The organism is Variovorax paradoxus (assembly GCF_040544635.1).
Taxonomy (GTDB): Bacteria; Pseudomonadota; Gammaproteobacteria; order Burkholderiales; family Burkholderiaceae_C; genus Variovorax; species Variovorax paradoxus_R.
This window is the reverse complement of the sequence record NZ_JBEPKJ010000003.1, coordinates 91,393-111,037: the sequence shown is the minus strand read 5'-3', so window position 1 is coordinate 111,037 and position 19,645 is coordinate 91,393. Positions and strand designations below refer to the sequence as shown.

Below are 19,645 nucleotides of genomic sequence, written 5' to 3'. Positions count from 1 at the left end.
GCCGGAAGTCACGCAGCGAGTCGAGACAAACCCCGAGGACTCGGGGGAAGTACCCATGCCGAAAGTCACGGCTGCCGTTTGCGAGAATCCGCAGCCAATGAACCTCGCACGTCGCATCGATCCACGGCGCTCCATGGCCGCCGCGATCGGCTGGCTGCTGATTGCGCTCACCTTGTGCCTGGCGCTCGTGGCCAACCTGTGGCTGCGCGGCTTCGTGCGTGCGACGCTGCTCGAGCAGCACGGCCAGCGCCTGGAAGCCGCGGCCGAGCACGTCAACGCCGAACTCGACACCGCGCTGCTGTTGCGCCTGCAGGCGGTCAGCGTGGTGGCGGCCATGCTGTCGGAAGACGTGCAGCACAGCGAAGGCGCGCGCCTGAAGCGATCGCTCGAGGCGGTGCGCCGCGGCGTGCCCGACCTGATCTGGCTGGCGGTGACCGATGCCGACGGCTTCATCGTCGCAGCGACCGACGAGCAGGTGGTCGGCCAGAACGTCAATCAGCACGCCTGGATTTCGCAGGGCCTGAATGCCGCATGGATCGAGGAAGGCCGCTCGCCGGACGAACGCTTCCTGAAGCTCACCGCGCCGGTGCGCAATGCCGACGGGGCGATCATCGGCGTGGTGGCCGCCAACCTGAGCTGGAGCTGGGTGGAGAAGATGGTGGCCGAAATCCGCGCCTCGCCCGGCGAATGGCTGCTGATCGACCGCGACGGTATGGTGCGCCACGGGCCGGGCGTGCTGCTGGGCAAGCGCTGGCAGGAGGTGGGCGATCCCATCACGCCGTTCGATCCCGTCGTCGCCGGGCTGGGCAACGACGGGTCCGATCTACCCACGCGCATTCGCACCCGCCGGCTCCTGGACAACCGGCCCTACCTGATCGCCTCGCCGCCCAATGCCCGCGACGGCACGCTGCGCCGGCTCGGCTGGCAGGCCGTGGTGATCCAGCCCGTTGAGTCGGTCGCGGCCTTTGCCACGGCCATCGAATGGCGCATCTCGATCGTGCTCAGCCTGCTGGGCCTGGCGGCCGCTGTCGCCGGCATCATCGTGGCGCATCGCCTCACGCGGCGCGTGAGCGTGATCGCCCATTCGGCGGACGCGGTGCTGGCCGGAAGCGCAACGCGCATCGAGGTGCCGCAAGGTGCCGACGAAGCCGCGCGGTTGGGCAGCGCGCTCGACCGTTTGCTCAATACGCTGCAGCGCGAACGCGACGAGTTGCGCCGGCTCAATGCCGAGCTGGACGAGCGCGTGCGCCAGCGCACCGAGGAGATCAGCCGGCTCGCGCAGGAATCACGCGATGCCGCGGTGGTGCGAGAGCGCCTGCGCCTGGCGCGCGGGCTGCACGACACGCTGGCGCATTCGATGATGGCCATGCTCACCGAGATCCGCGTGCTCAAGCACCTGGCATCGAGCCGGCCCGATGCGTTGCCGGACGAACTGGTCCGGGCCGAGCGCGCGGCGCGTGACGGGCTGGACGAGGCACGCCGCGCCATCGACCAGCTGCGCAGCAACCCGGTGCGCGACATCGGGCTGGGTGCGGCGCTGGCCGAGTTGGCCAAGAGCCTGAGCGAGCGCACCGGCATCGATCTCGACTGCGAGATGGAACCCGCGTTGTCCGCCCTGGCGGCCGAGCCCGCGGAAACCGTGTTCCACATGTGCGAGGAAGTGCTGCGCAACGTCGAACGCCACGCGGGCGCGCGGCGGCTGCTGATCCGCCTGCACAGCGTTGCAAACAATGAAGTCGAGCTGGAGATCGGCGACGACGGCATCGGCTTCGAGCCGAGCGCGGGCGCGGCGGGGCACTACGGAATCGTGGGGCTGCGTGAGCAGGCCGACGCGATCGGCGCGCGGCTGCGCATCGAGAGCCGCCGCGGCGAAGGCACCTGGGTGTCGCTGCGCTGGGCGCAACGCGTCGGCGCGTGAACCGGAATCCGCAACCTCTGCGGGCGCTGTTCACCGCAGAGCCTGCGGGAGGCGTACGGCCGGCTCATCCACGCGCCACGTCGATCACGGCCTTCGCGAAGGCTTCGGGCGCTTCCTGCGGCAGGTTGTGGCCGATGCCTCCGCTGACCAGCCGGTGCTCGTAGCGCCCCGAGAACTTGCTTGCATAGGCGCTCGGCTGCGGATGCGGCGCGCCGTTGGCATCGCCTTCGAGCGTGATGGTCGGCACGCCGATCGCCGGTGCCTTGGCCAGCCGGTCCTCGAGCACCTGGTACTTCGCCTCGCCGTCGGCCAAGCCCAGGCGCCAGCGGTAGTTGTGGACCGTGATCGCCACATGGTCGGGGTTCTCGAACGCCAGGGCGCTGCGCTCGAATGTGGCCGCATCGAAGTTCCACTTGGGCGATGCGAGCTGCCAGATGAGCTTGGCGAAATCGTGGCGGTTCTTCTCGTAGCCGGCGCGGCCGCGCTCGGTTGCAAAGTAGTACTGGTACCACCATTGCAGCTCGGCTTCGGGCGGCAGCGGGTTCTTGCCGGCCGCCTGGCTGCCAATGAGATAGCCGCTCACCGACACCAGCGCCTTCACGCGCTCCGGCCACAGCGCGGCCATGATGCACGCCGTGCGCGCGCCCCAGTCGCAGCCGGCCACGGTGGCTGTCTTGATCTTCAAGGCATCCATCAACGCGATGATGTCGACGGCGACGGCCGACTGCTGTCCGTTGCGCGGCGTGTCCACCGAGAGAAAGCGCGTGGTGCCGTAGCCGCGCAGATACGGCACGATGACGCGGAAGCCCGCGGCGGCAAGCTGCGGTGCGACGTCGACGAACATGTGGATGTCGTAGGGCCAGCCGTGAAGAAGAATCACCGGCGCGCCATCGGCCGGCCCTGCCTCGAAGTACCCGATGCTGAGGCTGCCGGCCTCGATGCTCTTGAGCGGCTCGAGGCGCCTGGCGCCGCCAGTGCCGGTGGATTGAGCGAAGGCGGGCACCATGGAGGCCAGCTGGGCGGCGGCGAGGCCGAGCGCCGCCCTGCCGAGGAATGAGCGACGGGGCAACCGGTGGGAAGCGGTCATGACGATTTCTTTCGGATGAGTGAAGGCAATCTGGAAGGGGGCTGTCAGCCGGATTGCGTGCACCTTCCGAACTGATGGCGCGATTGTTCGAGGCGAAGGGCGCCTGGCGATCGGCTTGCGTATGCCTCTGTATCCGGGCCGGCCTCGGCAACAATAAATTTCAATCGCGGGCGTTTGCCGGTGCGCAAGCCGTTTGCAAAGCCATGGCGCAAAGCGGATGTCGGGCACGCGCGAATACAGGGGGCGGCCAAGCTGCGGACCGCTCCCGGAAACGATCAGGCCGGGGAGAGGGGACGTGGTGCGCTTTTCATGTCATGCGCTTTGGCCCACGAGGCTGGCTCATTGGCTTGTCCGCCGTCATGTCTGGTTCCCTGCACATCGTGCTCGCTCGATTCCGCAAAAGCACTGTTCGGTTCCAGAGGAGGGCACCACGTCTGCGACCAGACTGTACCGTTGCATCCGCGCCTTCTGTCAGAGAGTTGCCCAAGCACTGTAGGAATTGCGCCGACGGCGGCAGGCTTCCCGTTACGATTTGTCCATGCGAACACTCCCTCTCTCGAACGCCGGCGAACTGCCGGTCCTGGGCCTCGGCACCTGGCGCATGGGCGAGGCGGCGAACCGCCGCACAGCCGAAGTGGCCGCGGTGCGCGAGGCCATCGCCATGGGCTACCGGCTGATCGACACCGCCGAGATGTACGGCGAAGGCGGCGCCGAAACCGTGCTCGGCCAGGCCCTGGCCGAGGCCCTGCGCGGGGGGGACGTGCGGCGCGACGAGCTCTTCATCGTCAGCAAGGTCTACCCGCACAACGCGAGCCGGCGCGGCACGCCCGAAGCCTGCGAGCGCAGCCTGAAGCGGCTGGGGCTCGACATGATCGACCTCTACCTCCTGCACTGGCGCGGCAGCCATCCGCTGCGCGAAACCGTCGATGCGATGCAGGCGCTGGTGGCCAAGGGGCGCATCGCCCGCTGGGGCGTGAGCAACTTCGACACCGACGACATGGAAGAGCTGGCGCCGCTCATCGGGTCAGGCCCCGGCTGCGCGGCCAACCAGGTGTACCTGTCGCTGGCCGAACGCGGCCCGGAGTTCAGCCTGCTGCCCTGGCTGCGCGAACGCGGCATGCCGCTGATGGCCTACAGCCCGATCGACCAGGGTGCGCTGGCCGCGGACGAGGCACTGGGAGAACTGGCCGCGCGGCTCGGCGTGACCGCCGCGCAACTCGCATTGGCCGCGGTGATCGCGCGGCCCGGTGTCGTCGCGATTCCGAAGGCGGTGCGCAGCGCGCACCTCCAGCAGAACCTCGCCGCCGCCGACCTGAAGCTCGATGCGGCAACGCTCGCCGAACTCGACCGCCTGCACCCGCCGCCGCGCCGCAAGACACCGCTGGCGATGATCTGACGGGTTTTATTCAGTGCGCCTCGGCCTGCTTGGCCGCGGCGATCACGGCGCTTTCGTCGTGCTTCGCGCCGTTGAGGAACAGGTTCAGCAGCACCGCGCTGATCGACGCCAGCAGAATGCCCGATTCGATCAGCGAGTGAATGGCATGCGGCATCCACTGCTTGAAGTTGGGTGCAATGAGCGGAATCATGCCGACGCCGATCGACACCGCGACGATCATCGCGTTGTGGCGGTTGGTCTTGAAGTCCACGCCCGAGAGAATGCGGATGCCGGTGGCGGCCACCATGCCGAACATCACCAGGCCCGCGCCGCCGAGCACCACGGTGGGCAGCGACTCGATCAGCGCCGCCATCTTGGGCAGCAGGCCCAGCACGACGAGGATCACGCCGCCGGCCACGCAGACATAGCGGCTCTTGATGCCCGTGACGGCCACCAGGCCCACGTTCTGCGAAAAGCTGGTGTACGGAAAGGTGTTGAAGATGCCGCCGATGAGCGTGCCGAGGCCGTCGGTGCGCAGGCCCTTGGCTAGGTCCTTCTGCGTGATCTTGCGGTCGGTCATTTCGCCGAGCGCGAGGAACATGCCGGTCGACTCGATCATCACCACGATCATGATGAGCGTCATCGTGAGGATGAGGATCGGGTCGAACTGCGGCATGCCGAAGTGGAAGGGCAGCACCACGTCCACCCACGCGGCCTTGCCGACCTTCTCGTAGGTCATGAGGCCCGTGGCCGAGGCCACCACCGCGCCGATCACGATGCCCAGCAGCACCGAGATGTTGGCGATGAAGCCCTTGGCGTACTTGACGATCAGCAGGATCGACACCAGCACCAGCGCCGCCACGCCGAAGCCCGAGAGGTCTGCGTACTTGGGGTTGGGCACGGTCGGCATGATGGCAAAGCCCTTGGGCACCGCCGGAATCGAGCTGCCCGGCGAGGTCACCTCCGCGAGCCACTTTGCATACACCGGGTCCACCAGCGCGGGCGCCGTCGGCCCCACCGGGTTGCCGAAGATCCAGTTGATGCCCACGCGCATCAGGCTGATGCCGATCACCGCGATGATGGTGCCCGTGACCACCGGCGGAAAGAAGCGCAGCATGCGGCTCACCAGCGGTGCGATCAGTATCGACACCACGCCCGCGCCGATGATGGCGCCGAACAGCAGCTGCGCACCGTTCTGGCCCGGGTTGGCATTGGCAATGGCCACCATGGGCGCGACCGATGCGAAGGTCACGCCCATCATCACCGGCAGCTTGATACCGAACCACTGCGTGGCACCCAGCGCCTGTATCAGCGTGGCAATGCCGCAGCAGAACAGGTCGGCCGAGATCAGCAGCGCAACCTCGTCAGGCGAGAGCTTGAGCGCGCGGCCGACGATCAGCGGCACTGCGACGGCCCCCGCATACATCACGAGCACATGCTGAAGGCCCAGGGCTGCGAGCTTGCCCGAAGGCAGCCGCTGATCCACGGGGTGGAGTGTGGAAGAGGTGTCGGCCGTCATTGCGTTTCTCCTGCAGCGGCAAGGGGAGAGGTGTGTGGACGGCGCGGGTGTCCGTGGCGTTCACTCGTTGTGTACGCCAAACTGTATACAATTTATGCCGCAATCTGCATGCAGGAAAACCCGGATCAGTTTTCCATCTTCAGCTGCCGCATGAGCCAGTTCGCGGTGAACTCGAAGTGCTCACTCATGTTCGACTCCGCCGTGTGGCCGTCATCTCCGAATATCAGTTGCGTCACGTTGAAACCCAGCGCCGCAAGAGATGCGGGTTCGTCCCTGGAGACGAGATCTTCGTGCGCGCCGTTCACCATGAGAATGGGTTTGCGCAGCTGCACCGTGGTCGGCTTTTTCAGTTGGCGTGAGAGCTGGAATGCTTCGTAGTACTCGCACATCGCTTCGCGAGGCGTGGTCTGCGGATTCATGTTCGCAAACATGGTGTAGGGCGCGACGATCCATGCAGGAGCCACCTTGCAATGCGCTTGCCCGAAGCTCGAATCGCTGGGGCCGCCCACATTGACGATCGCCTTGTAGAAGTCATTGCGCAGGCCCCCAAGCGTTCCCAGATAGCCGCCCATGCTCCAGCCGTACACGGCCGCTCGGCTCGAGTCCAGGTCGCCGCGGGCCTTGATGTAGTCCGCCACGGCGTCGAACATCGCATGGGACTCCGGGCGGAACCCGAGCTGGTTCTCCCCGGTGTCCGGGTTCTCCACAATGATGGTGGCGAAGCCGCGACCCATGAAGTAGTCGCTGTGCCGGATCATCTCGGTCTTCATGTTGTCGAGGCCCCCAAGAATGACCAGCACCGGCAGCTTCCCGTTGCCGCCCGGCCGTGCCGGCGGTGCCCGGAAGTAGCCGATGAATTCTTTCGCGCCGGTCTTGAATGCGATCCGCTGGAGCGCCTTTCCCAGGAGCGCATGGGCTCGCTCGGTCGCCTGCAGATCCGCCGTGGGAACCCGCTTGGGAAGCCGGTTCATCCGAAGGTAGAAAGCCGCCTTCTTGTATTCGGCCGATGCGGCGGCGCCGTTGCCCCGCTCTTCGAGTGAGCGGGCCCGTTCCAGATGCATCTGGGCAGGCTTGTTGAAAGTTGCTTGCCAGGCCGCCTGCGACGGCCCGGCGTGTTCCGGCAGCGCTGCCGCGATTTCGTCGAAGGTGCGTGCTTCGATGCCGGCATCCTCGAGCCACCAGCAGATGTTGAATTTGAACGAGGGATGCATGCGGGCGATGCCTTCCGGGTACTCCGCCTGCCCCTTGCTGCAGAACTCGGCCATGCTGCCTGCGGCCCTGGCGGCAGGGAGGCTCTGGGCTGCAGATTCCTGCGGCGCTGCCGCGATGCAAAGAACGGCTGCGAAGGCTGCCGAGAGTTTCAAGATCAATCTGTTGGTCACGGTCTTTTTCCCTTGTTCAGGATTCGATTCGGGTCGGCACACCTGGCAGCCAGCCATTGCCGCGATACCAGGCGAGCGTGTCGGCAACGGTCTGCTCGATCGGGCGAAACTTCAGCTGAAGCTTCTGCTCGCTCTTCGTGTGATTGAAATGGCTGCGCCCCGCCTCCTTGCGCATCAGCCGCACAGTGGCCAGGCTGAGCAGGATGGGCTTGCCGGTGGTGCGCGCGTAGAGTTCCTGCACCGCCGCCAGCAGATACAGGAGCGGAAAGGGCAAATGGCGTGTCGGCGTCTTGATGCCTGCGATCTTCCCCACCAAGGGCACCAATTCCTGCATCGTCATGTGGCGGCCGGCCGCCAGGTAGCGTTCGCCACGCTGCCCGTGCTCCGCGGCCGAAATCTGCGCCCTTGCCACATCGCGGGCGTCGACGACGGAAAAGCTGCCGGGTACCAGCCCGGGCAGTTTTCCGAGCACCACGTCGTTGACGAACTGTCCTGACGAGGTGGGGCCGATATCGGCCGGCCCCCACATCCATCCCGGCAGGACGAAGCTCGCATGCATGTCCGGGTGCGTGCCCAGAAAGGCCGACACGACTTGGTCGGCCATGATCTTGCTGCGGTAGTAGTCGTCGCCGGCGTCGGCCAGGTCGCGCAGGCAGGTCTCGTCCATGGGCACGCCCGGCTCGCCGTTGAGCACCGCGATGGACGAGGTCTGGACGAAGCGCCGGATGCCGGCGCCGTAGGCCTGCCTGATGAGCTGCCGCGTGCCGTCCACATTGATGCGCCTGAGCTCTTCCCAGTGGCTGCCGCCCTTGAAGTTGTCCCGGAAGAACGCGGCGGTGTGGAACACCACGTCGCATCCTTGCAGCGCGCCGGAGAAGGCGGGCACATCCGCCATGTCGCCCAGCACCAGCTCAACGTCCTTCACCCCCGCAAACTGCTGCTGGCCCTTGGCCTCCGAGCGGACAAGGGCCTTGACCGAGACGCCGCGCGCGACCAGCTCGCGCACAAGGTTGTTGCCGAGAAGGCCGGTAGCGCCGGTGACGAATGCGGACCTCAAGGCCCTGGTTTTTTCCATATCAATCGAATTTCAAAAATCAAACGAGTTTTGAATGTAGCTGCGACATTTTGAAATATCAAGTGATATTTGAATATTGGTTTCGGCCGTGTCCCGGAAGCGGGTGCCGCCAGCCGATATCCAAAGTTCATGTGATATCTTTTGACGCATGAGCCCGACGACAGCCAGAAAGCGCCTGACCCGCGAGGAAAGCCGGGCGCAGACGCGCGAGCGCCTGGTCGAAACCGCACAGCACCTGTTTGTGTCGAACGGCTATGGGGGCGCGTCAATCCGCGACATCGCGGACAAGGCGGGCTACTCCCAGGGCGCCTTCTATTCGAACTTCTCGAGCAAGGAGGACGTCCTGCTGGAGTTGCTGCGGCGGCACATGGAGGCGGAAGCAACGCAGCTCTTCAAGGTCATGGGCAACGAGCAGAAAGAGCCCGGCCAGATGCTTGCCGAACTGGAAGCCTGGGCTTCCACGCTCAATCACGATGCCGACTGGTGCATGCTTTCCATCGAACTTCAGTTGCATGCCAACCGCAGCCGGAGCTTCGCTGCGGAATACCAGAAGGTGTGGGACAGGCACCGGTCAGAGATCGGCGCTGTGATCGGCCAGTTGTTCCGCAAGCTCGGGCGCACGCCTCCTGCCGCACCGGACGAACTGGCCGCTGCCTTCATGGCCCTGTCGCATGGGCTGGCATTGCAGAGGATGAGCACTCGCCCGGATCCCTCGGGACGGCTGATCATGGTGTTCCTGCGCGGACTGATTGCAGGTGCGGAAGGCCTGGGAACGGCCGCTGCCGCGCCGGCGGGCTCTCCAGCGCGCGAGCCAAGGAAGCGCGCTCCGAAAGCCAGGCGCTGAATTGCCCCCAGGTTTCCTCTAGGCGAGCAGCGCCTTCACCAGGTCGAGCTGCCGGTCGGGCTTCTCGGTGCCCAGCTCCAGGCTGGCCTCGATGCGTTCCAGGTGCTCGGTCATGCAGGCCACGGCGCCTTCCACGTCGCCCTTGCGGCAGATGCGCAGGAACTCGGAGTGCTCGTCCGACGAGCAGTGCGGGTCGTTCGAGGAGTGATAGAGCATGGCGATCAGTGAACTGCGCGCCACCAATTCGCGCACCAGCTCGGCCAAGGTCTTGTTGCCCGTGGCCTCGGCCAGCGCCACATGAAAATCGCCCAGCACCTTTTCGCGCACGGTGCCCGTGGTGGTGGTCTGGCGCAGCGCCGTGCGCTCGAAGCGGATGTGCTGCTCCAGCACCTGGTAATCGCGCGGCCGCGCATTGGCAATGAACAGGCGCACCACCTCGCTTTCGAGGATGCGGCGCACCGCGAACACCTCGCGCGCTTCCTGCACCGTGGGCTGGCAGACGAAAGCGCCCTTGTCGGGAATCATCTCGATCAGCTTGTCTTTCGACAGCATGAGCAAGGCCGCGCGAATCTTGGTGCGGCTCACCGAATAGACGCGGCCCAGCGCTTCCTCACGCAGCCAGGTGCCGGGCGGCAGGCGCTTTTCGACGATGGCGGTGGCGATGTCCTGCGCGATGCTTTCGATGGAGCTGCCCTTGTCGGTGGGGGCGGCCCCGTTCTCGGCCGGAGCGGTGGTTGCAGGAGAGGCGGGAGATTTGGAGCTGGCGCGGGGCATGCGGAGATTGTGGCTCAGTGGGTGGCTGCCCGCGCGCCGCCCTCTGTCAGCCGCGCAGCGTGAAGCCCTCGAGCGCGCCCTTCATCGCCTTGGGCAGCGGATGGGCCAGTTCGCCGCGCTTGCTGGTCGAGAGTTTCAGCGTGACCAGCGATTCGACGAGCTTGGTGGCCGCGGCCACGCCGTCGATCACCGGCACGCCGAGCAGGCCACCGATGTGCTCGCACAGGTCGGCCATGCCGGCGCAGCCGAGCACGATGCAGTCGGAGCCGTCTTCTTCCAATGCGCGCCGGCACTCGTCGACGATGCGTTCGCGTGCGTTGGAGCCGGGCTCCTCGAGCTCGAGCACCGGCAGCTCGCAGGCGCGCACGTTGGCGCAGAAGCGTTCCATGCCGTAGATCTCGGCCAGGTGCCAGGCCTGGCCCATCGTGCGGCCCAGCGTGGTCACCACGCTGAAGCGGCTGCCCACCATGCTGGCCAGGTGCATGGCGGCCTCGGCGATGCCCACCACCGGGCCGCGCGCCAGTTCGCGTGCGGCCTTCAGGCCCGGGTCGCCGAAGCAGGCGATCACGTAGCCGTCGATGCCCTCGCGCTCGCCAGCCGCAATCTCCTGCAGCAGGCCGGGCACGGCCAGCGCCTCGTCGTAGTGGCTCTCGATGGAGACCGGCCCCATGGCCGGGCTGACAGCGACGATTTCGGTACCGGCCTGCGCCACCGCGCGGGCGCAGGCGCCGATCTTCTCGGTCATGCTCCAGGTGGTGTTGGGATTGATGATCTTGATGCGCACGGCGCGGCCCTTTCTCTTTTCAGTATTTCAAGTCTTGTTGTTGCGGTTCAGCAGGACATAGATGACGAAGCCCAGCCCCATGCCGATGAACCATGCATAGTTCGCGCCACCGCGCAGCACCGGCACCATCACGCAAAGAATAGGCACCAACGCGGATGGAATCATGGCCTGGACTGCCTTCATGTTGTAGCCGCCGGTGTACCAGTACTCGCCCTTCGGGCTCATGGTGTAGAGCGCGTCCACGTCGATCCGCTGCTTGCGCACGATGTAGTAATCGGCAATCAAAATGCCGAACAGCGGGCCGATGAACGAGCCCAGCACGTCGAGCGTGTAGTGAATGACTTCGGGGCTGTTGTAGAGGTTCCACGGCGTGAGGAACACCGAGCCCACCGCCGCGATCATGCCGCCCGTGCGCCAGCTGATGTGCTGCGGCGCGACGTTGGAGAAATCGAATGCCGGTGAGACGAAGTTGGCGACGATGTTGATGCCGATGGTCGCAATCATGAAGGTCAGCGCGCCCAGCACCACGGCGGTGGTGCTGTCGATCTTGCCCACGGTGTGCACCGGATCGGTGATCAGCTCCCCGAACACCGGCAGCGTGGCGGCCGTTGTGATCACGGTCAGCAGCGAGAAGAAAACGAAGTTGATCGGCAAGCCCCAGAAGTTGCCCTTCTTCACCGCGTCGAAGCTCTTGCCGTAGCGCGAGAAGTCGCCGAAGTTGAGCATCGGGCCGCTGAAGTAGCTCACCACCAGCGCAATGGCCGAGAGCATCACGGGCAATGCATCCCAACCCTGGAACTTGATGCCGCCCAGGTTCAGGTCGATCTTGCTCCAGCCAGCCTTCCACACCAGCCAGCCGCAGAGAACGGCCATGACCACGTACACGGCCGGGCCGGCCCAGTCGATGAACTTGCGGATGGCTTCCATGCCGTGCCAGAACACGAAGGCCTGCAGCACCCACATGATCATGAACGCCACCCAGCCCAGCGTCGACAGGCCCACGAAGCCGTGCTGGGCCACGTCGGCATACGGCGCGAGGTTGGGAAACATGTGCAGCGCCAGCACCATGAAGGCGGCCGACGCGAGGTACGTTTGCACGCCGTACCAGGCCACCGCGATCAGCCCGCGGATGATGGCCGGGATGTTCGCGCCCAGCACGCCGAACGAGGCGCGGCACACCACGGGGTAGGGCACGCCCGTCACCTGGCTCGGCTTGGCCACGAGGTTGCAGAAGAACTGGACGATGACGATGCCCACGAGCAGCGACACCAGCACCTGCCAGCTCGACAGGCCCAGCGCAAACAGGCTGCCGGCCGTGATGTAGCCGCCCACGCTGTGCACGTCGGACATCCAGAACGCAAAGATGTTGTATTGGCCCCAGGTCTGCTTCCTGAGCGGGGCCAGGTCTTCGTTGGTCAGCCGCGGGTGGTAGCCGGGCTTGATCACCGCGTTGGATTCGGCATGCGGCGCATGGCCGGCTTCGCTCGCCCCCGCGGGGGCCTGGCTGACGACTGTGCTCATGGTCTTTCCTCGTGCGAATGGTGGGATTGAGAGGCCGCTATTCCGGCGCAAATTGGGCACCGGATATCGGGTGCGTTATTTGTATACAAAAACGGTGTGCAATCAAGCCCATCCGGCAAATCATATATCCGTAGATTCCCTGAGATGGCCGCTACGGCACGATCCGCTGTTGGAGGCCGGCAATCGCACATTTCGCACCTTTCTTGGTGCCCGGTTCAGCATCGATTCGGCAGTGCCTTCTTTAGCATTGGTCCACCGTAAGACCCATGCGAACAGACAGCCTGCGAATGCCTGCACCTCTATACCCCGTCGAGTCGAGCCCGGACCTGCCGACGCATGCAGACGTCGTCGTGATCGGCGGCGGCATCGTCGGCGCTTTTGCCGCCTACTACATGGCCAAGCGCGGCATGAAGGTCGCGCTGGTCGAAAAGGGGCGCGTCGGCGCCGAACAATCGAGCCGCAACTGGGGCTGGTGCCGCCAGCAAAACCGCGATGCCCGCGAATTGCCGATGGCCACGAAAAGCCTGGATCTGTGGGAGCAATTCACCGCGGAAACCGGCGAGGTGACGGGCTTCCAGAGATGCGGGTTGCTCTACCTCAGCAACAGCGAAAAAGAGCTGGAAGGCTGGGCGCGGTGGGGAGAATTCGCGCGCACCGTCGATGTGAAAACCCAGATGCTGACCGCGGACGAAGCGGCGCAGCGCGGCCGCGCAACCGGCAAGCCCTGGAAAGGTGGCGTCTTTGCGCCTACCGACGGTATTGCCGACCCCTCGCGTGCGGCCCCGGCCGTGGCGCGGGCCTTCATGAGATTGGGCGGCACGGTGCACCAGGGCTGCGCAGCGCGCGGCGTGGAGACCGAGGGCGGCCGGCTCTCGGCAGTGGTCACCGAGAAGGGAACCATCCGCACCAAGGTCGCGGTGCTCGCCGGCGGCGCCTGGGCGTCTTCGTTCTGCCGCCAGTACGGCATCCGGTTTCCGCAGGCTGCGATCCGGCAGACGGCGATGTCGGTCGCCACGGGCGGCAAGGACATACCGGCTGCGCTCCACACGACCGGCGTTTCCATGACCCGGCGGGTGGATGGCGGATACACCCTGGCCATCAGCGGCCGGGGACGCGTGGACCCCACGCCGCAGCTGCTGCGTTTTGCACCGCAGTTCCTGCCCATGTTCCAGCGGAGATGGCGCAATCTCGCGCCCGGCGGGCTCGAAGGCGTGCGCTCGGGGCATGAGGGCTGGTCCCGCTGGCGGCTCGACAAGCCGACGCCGATGGAGCGCATGCGCGTTCTCGACCCGAAGGTGGACGCATCGGTTGTGAGCCTCACGTACAAGCGCGCGGTGGAACTGGTGCCGGAGCTGAGGGAGAGTTCGGTCACCGCAGCCTGGGCCGGCTATGTGGACAGCACGCCCGACGGCGTTCCCGGAATCGGCGAGATGTCGAGCCTGCCCGGATTCGTGCTGGCGGCCGGGTTCAGCGGGCACGGCTTCGGCATCGGCCCCGGGGCCGGCCATTTGATTGCCGACATCGTCAGCGGCGCCGAACCTATCGTCGATCCGCGTCCGTATCACCCGGCCAGATTCCTGTCTTCGGCCTGGGGCAAGGTCGCGGACTTTTAAAGCGAGATCGGGCCGGTCGAAGCGCCCGGCGGGCGGTCAGTCCGCTTCGGACGGGGCCAGCATCGTTCCGCGGCAGTTGGGCGAGCCGCAATGGCAAGGGTATTTGGAGGCCGGCGAACCGTCGTCGGCGGTCAGGGAATAGTCGATGAACAGTTCGTCGCCCGCATCCACCGGCACGACGGTCTGGAACTTCAGCATCAGTTCGCCCGCGTCGTCGTACTCTTCGACGGCCTCGCAGTTGGGGTCGCAGGCGTGGTTCAGGTGGCGCGTGCCGTTGCCGCCCTTGCCGCCGTCGATCGTCTCCTGGTTGGAGAGGGTGAACAGGTAGGTGAGCTGGTCGTTCCACGCGCCGGCGGCAATCTCTTGCTGCGAATAGCGCCGGCCTTCGTAGAGCCCGAGGAACGCATAGGCGGGCAAGTCGCGCGTTGCAAAGGCGCCGAGCCCGTGCACTCCGCTGGGTGCCACGCGGATGAACGGCGTGGACGAGGTTTGCTTGCGGCGTTTCATGGGTGCAAGTGTGCACCAGCCACCTTGCTCAGGGCTTGCGTTCCTCTTCGCGTTCTTCGTCGTTTCCTTCGTCGGCTTGCGCCTGGAACATGCGCGTGAAGTCGCAGCATGCCTGCGCCAGCATCACGATCGACGAGGTGAGCGCACTGCGGTGCTCGCCCTTGTGCATGGCCACGTAATGCACCGCGGGCAGGGCGGGTAGCACGTCGATCACCGCGAGCATGCCGGCCGAAACCAGCGGGTCGAGGCACTGGCGCGGAAGGTAGCTCACGCCCAGGCCCGACACGGTGAGGCCCGTCAGTGCAACGAGGTTGCTCACCACGATGGTGTCGGAAGGCTGCACGCCCTGGTCCTTCATCCAGGCATCGTAGGCGCGGCCCGTGCCCGAGTTGCTGCCTTGCACCAGCATGCGGTGCCGCGCGAGTTCGTGCAGCCGCACGGTGCCTGTGGCCTGCACCACGCCCGGCTTGCACATCCAGGCGCTTTGCACCTTGCCGATGGCCTTGCTCTGCATGCGCGAATCGGCAAACGTGTCGGGCACGATCACCAGGTCGAGTTCGTCGGCCAGCAGTTTGTCGCGCAGCTGCAGGCTGTCGTCCACGTCGGGTTCGAGAATGACCTTGGGATAGTGCTGCTGGATCAGCCCGACCAGCCGGGGCAGCCATGTCATCGCCGTGAGCTCCGTCACGCCGATGCGCAGCCGCCGTTCCACCACGCCAGGCTTGCTGAACTGCTCGACGGCCGCGTCGCGCTGTTCGAGCAGCCTGGCTGCGAGCACGAACATCTCTTCGCCTTTTTCGGTCAGCCGCGCCGTGCGCTGGGTGCGATCGAAGAGCTCGGTGTCGAACAGCAGCTCGAGCTCATGCACCCGTTTGGACACGGCCGATTGCGAGGTATGAAGCTGGTTGGCCGCCTGCGCAAAGCCGCCGAGCTTGGCGATCCAGTACAGGGCCTCGAGCTGCTTGAAGGTCATCACGGTGCGTTCGGGCTTCTGAATTGAGTACTTTTCTTCATGTAATTCAATCACAAAAAATCGCTTTTGGAAATTTTAGGCTCAGCCGAAGATTCGCCACGTGCTGCCCTGTGTACTTCGTGCCTCATCCTCAAAGGAACATTCCATGAACTTCAAACTGTCCCTCGCGCTAGGCGCAAGCGTTGCGTTGATCTGCGGTGCCGCGGCCGCGCAAGAGAGCCCCACGCTGCGCAAGATCAAGGAAACCGGCACGGTGCAGATCGGCAGCCGCGACACGCAGATTCCGTTCTCCTACAAGACCGGCGCCGAGAGCGCGCCCATCGGCTTCACCAACGAGATCTGCCTGAAGGTGGTCGACGCCATCAAGGCCAAGCTGGGCATGCAGAAGATCGACGTGCGCTACACGCTGCTCAACTCCACCAACCGCATTCCGCTGGTGCAAAACGGCACGGTCGACCTCGACTGCGCGACCACCACCAATACCGTGCAGCGCCAGCAGCAGGTCGACTTTGCGCCGAGCCACTTCGTCACCAACATCACCGCCGCGGTAAAGAAGAACTCGGGCATCAACTCGATTGCCGACCTGCAGGGCAAGACCGTGGCCACCGTGGCCGGCAGCACCTCGATGCAGCTGCTGCGCGGCTTCCGCAAGACCGAGAACATCGAGGTGCAGGAGATCGCGGGCAAGGACACGGCCGACGCCTTCCTGCTGCTGGCGAGCGACCGTGCCGTGGCCTACGTGCTCGACGACGTGCAGCTCGCCGGCCTGATCGCCAACCAGCCCAATGCCTCCGACTACAAGCTGCTGAAGGACGTGCTGCGGCAGGAACCCTACGGCATCATGATGCGCAAGGAAGACCCCGAGTTCAAGGCCATCGTCGACCAGGCCGTGACCGAGATGATGAAGTCGGGCGCCATCGACAAGCTCTACGCCAAGTGGTTCATGGCGCCCATTCCGCCGCGCAACGTGAACCTCAACTTCCCGATGTCCGACGCCGTGCGCGAGGCCTACAAGAACCCGAACAACAAGGGCGTTTGAGGATGTCGGCAAACACACAACATGCCAACGGGCTGGCCTTCTCCGACGCGCTGATGCGCGAGGTGAAGCAGCGCTTTCTCAATGTCGACCACGACCACCAGGGGCGCGAGCGCCTGTACTTCGACAATGCAGGCGGCTCGTTCCGGCTGAAGGCGGCGGTCGAGCGCTTCGCGCAGGTCGATGCCATTCCCGACAACGCGGAGCGCATTCACGCCACCGCCGTGGAGCTGCAGCAGACCCAGGCGAAGGGCTCGGCCGACGTGCGCACCATCCTCAATGCGCAGGGCGGCAGCGTCTATGCGTCGCTGACGGCATCGGGCGCCATGTTCGACATGGTGCGCGCGGTGGCCGAGAACGTGCCGGGCACGAACATGGTCACCACCGTGCTGGAGCATCCCTCGTCGTTCGACGCGATGAGCCTTTATGCCCAAAGGGCCGGCCGCGAGTTGCGGGTGGCCAGGAGCAACCCCGAAACCGGCGGCGTCGATGCCGACGAGATCGCGCGGCTCGTGGACAAGGAAACCTGCCTGCTCAACGTCATCTACGCATCGAACATCTCCGGCGCCAAGCTCGACCTGGCGCAGATCGTGCGGCGCGCGAGGGAGATCAAGCCCGATCTCTACATCGTGGTGGACGCCGTGCAGCATGCACCGCATGGGCTGATCGACCTGCAGAAGACACCCGTGGACGGCATCAACATGGCGCCCTACAAGTTCTTCGGCTGCCGGGGCTCGGGCCTGTCGTGGGTGTCGGACCGCGCGGCGCTGCTGCCGCACCACAAGCTCGCGGGCAAGAAGCCCGACTTCTGGGACCTGGGCAGCTCCGCGCCCTGGCAGTTTGCCGTGGTCACCGAAATCGTGGACTACGTGTGCTGGCTCGGCGGCCAATTTTCGGAGGCCACCGGGCGCCGCGCGCTGTTCGAGGCGGGCATTGCGCACATCGAACTGCACGAGCGCGCCTTGCTCGCGGCGCTGCTCGTCGGAAGCGGAAAGGCCACGGGCTTGCGCCATATCGAGGGCGTGAAGGTCTTCCTCGATCATCCGGACCTGACGAAGCGCGACCTGATCATCGGCATCGGCTTCGAGCATCTCGACTGCACGCAGGCGGTGGTCGAGTACGGCAAGCGCGGCGTGACGGTGTACGAGCGCGTGGCGAGCAGCATCTACTCCAAGCGCATGCTCGATTCCTTCGGGCTCGAAGGCACGGTGCGCGTGTCGCCGCTGCACTGCAACTCCATCGCCGACATGGAGAAGTTTCTCCAGGTGACGCAGGAGATTGCCGTCAGCGCGAATGGGCTGCGGACAGGAACCGGCGGATGACAGGAACCACCTGCTCGAGATGCGTCTCGAGCAGCCAGTGGCCGCCGTCCGTCAGCACCAGCTCGGCCTTCGGAATGTCGCGCAGGTAGGCGCGCGCGGAGGCCTCGGGCATATAGCCGTCGTTCGGTCCCCAGACGATGAGCGCGGGCGGCTGGTGCTCGCGCAGATAGGCCTGGTAGCGCGGAAACCATTGGAGGTTCTGCTTCAGGCCCTCCATCACCTTGAGCGAGAGCTCGCGGCGCGGGGGCGTGTTCATCAAGGGCCAATGCAGCTTCCAGAGGTCGGGCGGGATCTGCGCGGCCTGGGCTTCGGAGACCTCGCCGACGAACTCGGCGCGAAAGCCGTCTTCGCTCACCGCCTCTTCGAGCACCTCGCGGTTCTTGGCCGATGGATCGCGCCAGTATTCCTGGATGGCCTTGTACTTGGGGCCGAGCGTGTCTTCGTAGATGTCGCCGTTCTGGATGATCACCGCGGCCACGCGCTCAGGCCGGCGAATGGCCAGCCGCAGGCCGATCTGCGAACCATAGTCGTGCAGGTAGAGGGCGTATCGATGGAGCCCCAGCTTGTTGCAGAAGGCCTCCAGAAAGGCCGCATAGGCATCGAAGTCGAAACCGAAGGTATCGGCGGAAGGCGTGCCGCTCAGGCCGAAGCCCGGGTAGTCCGGCGCCACCAGACGCCACGTGTCCGCCAATGCCGGCATGAGCCGGCGGTACTGGAATGAGGAGCACGGATAGCCGTGCGGCAGCAGCAAGACCGGCGCGTCGCGCGGGCCGGCTTCGCGGTAGAAGATCTGCGTTCCGTCGACTTCGACGAAGCGATGTGAGACCGCGTGGGCGTCGGCGGTCAGCGTGGGCGTGGGCGTGGAATTGCTTTCGGTCATGCAACCCATGCTGCATGCCGATGCGCGGGGACGGTTGTAGGTGGCGACTGATGCGCCGCGTCGGACGCCCGCAACGCGGGCGCAGAACTCAGTCGCGGTCGCGGTCGATGCCGAAGGCGCGCAGCTGGGCCGCCAGCCGTTCGTACTCGGCCGCATCCAGCGTTACCAGCGGCGGCCGCACCCGCATCCAGCCCGGTGCGTCGTCGAGCATCGCCATCAGGCCCTTGAAGGCGGCCGTCAAACCGTAGCCGCCGAGAATCTTGAGCAGGTCCAGCACGCGCTGCTGGTCGGCCTCGGGCTGCGTGGAGCCCGCAACCAGGCGCTGCACCAAGCGCGGCATGACATTGGCGATGCCGCTGACGGCGCCGAGGCTGCCGCGCGCGGCCATCGTCTGAAGATCCGGCTCGTTGCCCACCCACACCTGCATCGGCGGCATGAACGCCTCGGCGTAAGCCAGGGAATCTTCGCGTTTGCAGCCGCTGTCTTTCAGGCCCACGATCGTGTCCGGGTACAGCGTCTTCAGCGTGCGGATCACGTGGTGGCTCAGCCCGACGCCCGATACCTGCGGGATGTGATACAGCACCACGCGCAGCCTCGAATCGGCGACGCCGTCGATGATCCATCGGTAGGCGTCGATCACCCCCTGGTCGGACACGCCCTTGAGAAAAAATGGCGGCAGCAGGAGGCAGCCGTAGGCGCCCAGCTCGACCGCGTGCCGCGTCAGCGCGAACGCATCCGGCAGCGCGGCGCAGCTGGTGGAGACCAATATGCGCCGTGCCGGCACGCCGTGCGCGACCATGCCGGCCAGCGCATTCATGCGTTCGCTCACGCTGAAGGACGGACCTTCGCCGGTCGTGCCGAAAGGCGTCACGCCGGTGCAGCCGGCATCGATCAGGCGCAAGGCGTGCTCGGCGAAGCGGGGGGTGTCGATACCGAGCTTCTCGTCGAGCGGAGTCAGCAGGGCGGGCCAGATGCCGGTGTAGGGAACGGTGGAGGGTGTGTTCAAGGTCGGGCTTTCGAAGATGAGAAGGGTGG

Annotated in this window: 17 protein-coding genes; 6 read left to right on the top strand and 11 right to left on the bottom strand. The window is 65.7% G+C overall.

Features of this window, described 5'->3' with window-relative positions:
• The first annotated feature begins 97 nt into the window (after positions 1-97).
• On the top strand, positions 98-1,918 hold the full coding sequence (locus ABIC94_RS06295) for a histidine kinase (RefSeq protein WP_354372172.1): 1,821 nt from the start codon (positions 98-100) through the stop codon (positions 1,916-1,918).
• A 64-nt stretch (positions 1,919-1,982) separates the two neighbouring features.
• Here the strand turns inward: ABIC94_RS06295 and ABIC94_RS06290 are convergent, their stop codons facing one another.
• Positions 1,983-3,005: an alpha/beta fold hydrolase gene (locus tag ABIC94_RS06290; protein ID WP_354372171.1), complete on the bottom strand. Its 1,023-nt coding sequence runs from the start codon at positions 3,003-3,005 to the stop codon at positions 1,983-1,985.
• A 538-nt stretch (positions 3,006-3,543) separates the two neighbouring features.
• On the opposite strand from ABIC94_RS06290, the gene ABIC94_RS06285 reads away from it, so the two are divergent.
• Positions 3,544-4,401: an aldo/keto reductase gene (locus ABIC94_RS06285; protein WP_354372169.1), complete on the top strand. Its 858-nt coding sequence runs from the start codon at positions 3,544-3,546 to the stop codon at positions 4,399-4,401.
• A gap of 10 nt (positions 4,402-4,411) precedes the next feature.
• Here ABIC94_RS06285 and ABIC94_RS06280 read toward each other — a convergent pair whose 3' ends face one another.
• The 3 genes from ABIC94_RS06280 to ABIC94_RS06270 form a co-directional block, all read right to left on the bottom strand.
• Positions 4,412-5,899: a nucleobase:cation symporter-2 family protein gene (locus tag ABIC94_RS06280; protein WP_354372167.1), complete on the bottom strand. Its 1,488-nt coding sequence runs from the start codon at positions 5,897-5,899 to the stop codon at positions 4,412-4,414.
• A 125-nt stretch (positions 5,900-6,024) separates the two neighbouring features.
• Positions 6,025-7,281, bottom strand: coding sequence for an alpha/beta hydrolase family protein (locus ABIC94_RS06275; RefSeq protein WP_354372165.1), 1,257 nt, complete (start codon positions 7,279-7,281; stop codon positions 6,025-6,027).
• A 16-nt stretch (positions 7,282-7,297) separates the two neighbouring features.
• Positions 7,298-8,338, bottom strand: coding sequence for an SDR family oxidoreductase (locus ABIC94_RS06270; RefSeq protein WP_354372164.1), 1,041 nt, complete (start codon positions 8,336-8,338; stop codon positions 7,298-7,300).
• A 166-nt stretch (positions 8,339-8,504) separates the two neighbouring features.
• On the opposite strand from ABIC94_RS06270, the gene ABIC94_RS06265 reads away from it, so the two are divergent.
• Positions 8,505-9,200: a TetR/AcrR family transcriptional regulator gene (locus ABIC94_RS06265; RefSeq protein ID WP_354372162.1), complete on the top strand. Its 696-nt coding sequence runs from the start codon at positions 8,505-8,507 to the stop codon at positions 9,198-9,200.
• An 18-nt stretch (positions 9,201-9,218) separates the two neighbouring features.
• Here the strand turns inward: ABIC94_RS06265 and ABIC94_RS06260 are convergent, their stop codons facing one another.
• The 3 genes from ABIC94_RS06260 to ABIC94_RS06250 are packed head-to-tail and all read right to left on the bottom strand — an operon-like array spanning position 9,219 to position 12,279.
• Positions 9,219-9,974, bottom strand: a complete 756-nt coding sequence (locus ABIC94_RS06260; RefSeq protein WP_354372160.1) for a GntR family transcriptional regulator — start codon at positions 9,972-9,974, stop codon at positions 9,219-9,221.
• Between the two features lie 46 nt (positions 9,975-10,020).
• On the bottom strand, positions 10,021-10,758 hold the full coding sequence (locus ABIC94_RS06255; protein WP_354372158.1) for an aspartate/glutamate racemase family protein: 738 nt from the start codon (positions 10,756-10,758) through the stop codon (positions 10,021-10,023).
• 27 nt (positions 10,759-10,785) lie between these two features.
• Positions 10,786-12,279, bottom strand: coding sequence for an NCS1 family nucleobase:cation symporter-1 (locus ABIC94_RS06250; RefSeq protein WP_354372157.1), 1,494 nt, complete (start codon positions 12,277-12,279; stop codon positions 10,786-10,788).
• A gap of 287 nt (positions 12,280-12,566) precedes the next feature.
• On the opposite strand from ABIC94_RS06250, the gene ABIC94_RS06245 reads away from it, so the two are divergent.
• Positions 12,567-13,892, top strand: coding sequence for an NAD(P)/FAD-dependent oxidoreductase (locus ABIC94_RS06245; RefSeq protein WP_354372155.1), 1,326 nt, complete (start codon positions 12,567-12,569; stop codon positions 13,890-13,892).
• A 36-nt stretch (positions 13,893-13,928) separates the two neighbouring features.
• Here ABIC94_RS06245 and ABIC94_RS06240 read toward each other — a convergent pair whose 3' ends face one another.
• Together ABIC94_RS06240 and ABIC94_RS06235 are read right to left on the bottom strand one after the other, a co-directional pair.
• Positions 13,929-14,399, bottom strand: coding sequence for an SET domain-containing protein (locus ABIC94_RS06240; RefSeq protein ID WP_354372153.1), 471 nt, complete (start codon positions 14,397-14,399; stop codon positions 13,929-13,931).
• Positions 14,400-14,427: 28 nt separating this feature from the next.
• Positions 14,428-15,372, bottom strand: coding sequence for a LysR family transcriptional regulator (locus tag ABIC94_RS06235; RefSeq protein ID WP_354372437.1), 945 nt, complete (start codon positions 15,370-15,372; stop codon positions 14,428-14,430).
• A gap of 145 nt (positions 15,373-15,517) precedes the next feature.
• Here ABIC94_RS06235 and ABIC94_RS06230 point away from each other — a divergent pair, with 145 nt between their 5' ends.
• Together ABIC94_RS06230 and ABIC94_RS06225 are read left to right on the top strand one after the other, a co-directional pair.
• Positions 15,518-16,411 (top strand): amino acid ABC transporter substrate-binding protein, encoded by an 894-nt coding sequence (locus tag ABIC94_RS06230; RefSeq protein WP_354372152.1) that lies wholly within the window; start codon positions 15,518-15,520, stop codon positions 16,409-16,411.
• 2 nt (positions 16,412-16,413) lie between these two features.
• On the top strand, positions 16,414-17,730 hold the full coding sequence (locus ABIC94_RS06225; protein WP_354372150.1) for an aminotransferase class V-fold PLP-dependent enzyme: 1,317 nt from the start codon (positions 16,414-16,416) through the stop codon (positions 17,728-17,730).
• Here the strand turns inward: ABIC94_RS06225 and ABIC94_RS06220 are convergent.
• Entirely contained in the window at positions 17,693-18,610 is a 918-nt protein-coding gene (locus tag ABIC94_RS06220) for an alpha/beta fold hydrolase (RefSeq protein WP_354372149.1), read from the bottom strand. The two genes, ABIC94_RS06225 and ABIC94_RS06220, sit on opposite strands and share 38 nt — an antisense overlap.
• 88 nt (positions 18,611-18,698) lie before the next feature.
• Positions 18,699-19,616, bottom strand: coding sequence for a dihydrodipicolinate synthase family protein (locus ABIC94_RS06215; protein ID WP_354372148.1), 918 nt, complete (start codon positions 19,614-19,616; stop codon positions 18,699-18,701).
• Between the last annotated feature and the right edge of the window lie 29 nt (positions 19,617-19,645).